3 protein-coding genes are annotated in these 2444 nt (G+C 69.4%); 1 reads left to right on the top strand and 2 read right to left on the bottom strand.

Annotated features, from left to right (window positions below):
* The coding region (locus tag AX744_RS01220; protein WP_061015173.1) for an MFS transporter at positions 1–871 on the bottom strand (871 nt) is incomplete at its 3' end.
* A 194-nt stretch (positions 872–1065) separates the two neighbouring features.
* Here AX744_RS01220 and AX744_RS01215 point away from each other — a divergent pair.
* Positions 1066–1773, top strand: a complete 708-nt coding sequence (locus AX744_RS01215) for a ZIP family metal transporter (RefSeq protein ID WP_046748049.1) — start codon at positions 1066–1068, stop codon at positions 1771–1773.
* Between the two features lie 36 nt (positions 1774–1809).
* Here the strand turns inward: AX744_RS01215 and AX744_RS01210 are convergent, their stop codons facing one another.
* Positions 1810–2220: a pyridoxamine 5'-phosphate oxidase family protein gene (locus AX744_RS01210; protein ID WP_046748050.1), complete on the bottom strand. Its 411-nt coding sequence runs from the start codon at positions 2218–2220 to the stop codon at positions 1810–1812.
* Positions 2221–2444 lie beyond the last annotated feature (224 nt).

The following is a 2444-nucleotide window of genomic DNA, read 5'->3' as shown; positions in this document are numbered from 1 at the left end:
CGCCGCCGACTCCGAACCGGCGACCCGACGTGGGGGCGAGGAGTGCCCCGATCAGGCCGCCGAGCCCACCCATCGCGAGCACGACGCCGAACAGCAGTGCGCCGACGCCGAGCTCTCGCAGCGCGTACGGCGCGAATGCCGTCAGCGCGATGCTGTTGCCCAGGAACCAGACGTTCACCGACACGGCCATGGGCGCAAGCGTTCGGTGGGAGTAGGTCCAGCGCAGGCCTTCCATGATGTCGTGCCCTAGGTGCCGGCCGTCGGTGCGGCGTGACGCTTTCACCTCCTCGACACGGATGCGGCTCAGGAGAACGGCGTTGACGACGTACGCGACGGCATCGATCAGGATGGCGAACGGTGCCCCCAGCCAGCCGACGAGTGCGCCGCCGAAGGCCTGCCCCGTCGTCTGGGCGACGGTGCCTGCTTGACCGAGTCTCGCGTTCGCCGCCAACAGCTGATCGCGGCCGACGAGGCGGGGCAGCATCGGCTGCGCAGCGGAATCGGCGATGAGCGTGAGCGCGCCGTAGAGCAGGAGCAGGGCGCCGAACGACCACACGGACAGAGTCCCCGTGAACCACAGCACCGGCACGAGACCCAGCGTGAGCGCGCGGCCGATGCTCGCGATGACCATGGCGGGCTTGCGCCGCCAGCGGTCCATCAGGGCGCCGACGATGAGCCCGAACAGCAGGTACGGCACGACGTTCGCGGCGTTGAGCAGACCGATCTCGAACGCAGAGGCCCCCAGTGTCGTGACGATCAGGACCTGGAAGGAGACGGCGGTCACGGAGCCGGTGAACGCGCCGAGAGTCGACGACGACCAGAAGAGGGCGAACGCCGGAACGCGCAGCACCTCGGTCGGTCTGTCGTGCATCTCCGCCTCGCTCCCGTTCCCGTCATCCTATGCATCGGCGGTGCGCGAGCCATGCGAAAACGGAGGAGCATCGCCCGCGACACGGTGTGTCATGGTGCGGCTCGCCGCGGTACGCGCGACACGTCTCCGTTTTCGCCGAGGCTGGGCCGGCGGAGGCGCGATGAAGTGGGAGAGTAGGCGCACGGAGGTCGGACATGGGCGCAGCAATCCTGTGGGGCGCGGTGGCAGCAGCACCGCTGTTCGTCGGTGCAGTGCTCGCACTGCTGCGTACGTGGCCGCCGAAGTGGCTCGGCATCGTGTTGGGCTTCGGCGCCGGCGCTCTCATGGCATCGATCGCCTTCGAGCTGTGGGAGGAAGGGCTCGACCTCGCCGGTCCCATCCCCCTCGTGGTGGGTGTCGCGGCGGGAGCGATCAGCTACTACATCGCCGACCGCATCCTCGATGCCCGAGCGGCGAAGACCAAGGAGCAGGCCGGCGGAGGACAGCTCGCGGTGGGCGCCCTGCTCGACGGCATCCCGGAGCAGCTCGTGCTCGGCATCGGACTCGCATCCGGTGAGCCGGTCAGCATCGCGCTCGTGGTCGCCATCCTGGTCTCGAACCTGCCGGAGTCGATCGGCTCGGCTGCCGACCTGCTCGAAGGCGGCATGGCGAAGTCGCGGGTGCTGCTGCTGTGGGCGGGCGTGGCCGTGGTCTGCGCGCTCGCGACCGTCGCGGGGTTCGGCCTCGCGAGCATCACGGGCGACGACTTCCGCTCGGCGGCGAGCGGTTTCGCAGCCGGGGCGCTGCTGGTGATGCTGGTCGACTCGATGGTCCCCGAGGCGCAGTCCAAGGCCAAGGAATCCACGGGACTCGCGACCGTGCTGGGCTTCGCGCTCGCCGCGGGGCTGGCGCTCGCTTCCTGATCACGCGTTCAGCAGGAGGACGTCACAGCGGTCGGCTCAGATCTTCCCCCGCGTGGATTCGCGGCGCACGCTGCGTCCGGCGATGCTCTCGATCTGGAGGGCGAGGGGAAGATCGCGATCCTCTCCCGCCCACGGATTGACGCGCGCGGCGACGCCGGCGACGTCGTCGTCCGCCACCCGAGACAGTGTGCCGTGCACCAGCACGCTCCATGCCGTGCTGCCGAGCGGGTCGTGGTAGTCCACCTCGAACGCGGCCGGCGTGGCGGCTTCTCGCGTGAGATCGGCGAGGACGCCCTCGGGCGATGTGCGCAGCACCAGATCGCGCCCTGACAGCGCGAAGTTCACCGGATAGATCTGCACCCGCTCCTCGTGGACGAAGCCGATCCTCCCGATCGTGGTCGTGGTCAGCAGCTCATAGGCCTGCTGTTCGTCGAGTACTCGAATCATGCGTGCACTCCTTCCCTGTGGCGCCAGGCTAGCCAGGGCGTCGATGCCCTTCAAGGGAGTCCTCACCCTCGGCGCAGGAGAACCCGCCACTCGGCGGACGCACGGCGCAGGATCGGCCTCGGCTGGCGGGTTCCCCTCGGGTGCGGTGTGCACGAGGCTGGCGGGAAGCCGCTGCGATGGCGGCCGAGGACAAAGGAGTTCTGATGACCGACACCACCCTGGCG

This window comes from Microbacterium sp. CCH5-D1 (assembly GCF_001557335.1).
Classification (GTDB): Bacteria; Actinomycetota; Actinomycetes; order Actinomycetales; family Microbacteriaceae; genus Microbacterium; species Microbacterium oxydans.
The sequence above is the reverse complement of the archived record's forward strand: the minus strand, read 5'-3'. Positions and strand labels throughout refer to the sequence as shown.

Coding starts and splice junctions, on each gene's coding strand:
- AX744_RS01215 (WP_046748049.1), top strand. CDS start 1,066: ATGGGCGCAGCAATCCTGTGGGGCGCGGTGGCAGCAGCACCGCTGTTC.
- AX744_RS01210 (WP_046748050.1), bottom strand. CDS start 2,220: ATGATTCGAGTACTCGACGAACAGCAGGCCTATGAGCTGCTGACCACG.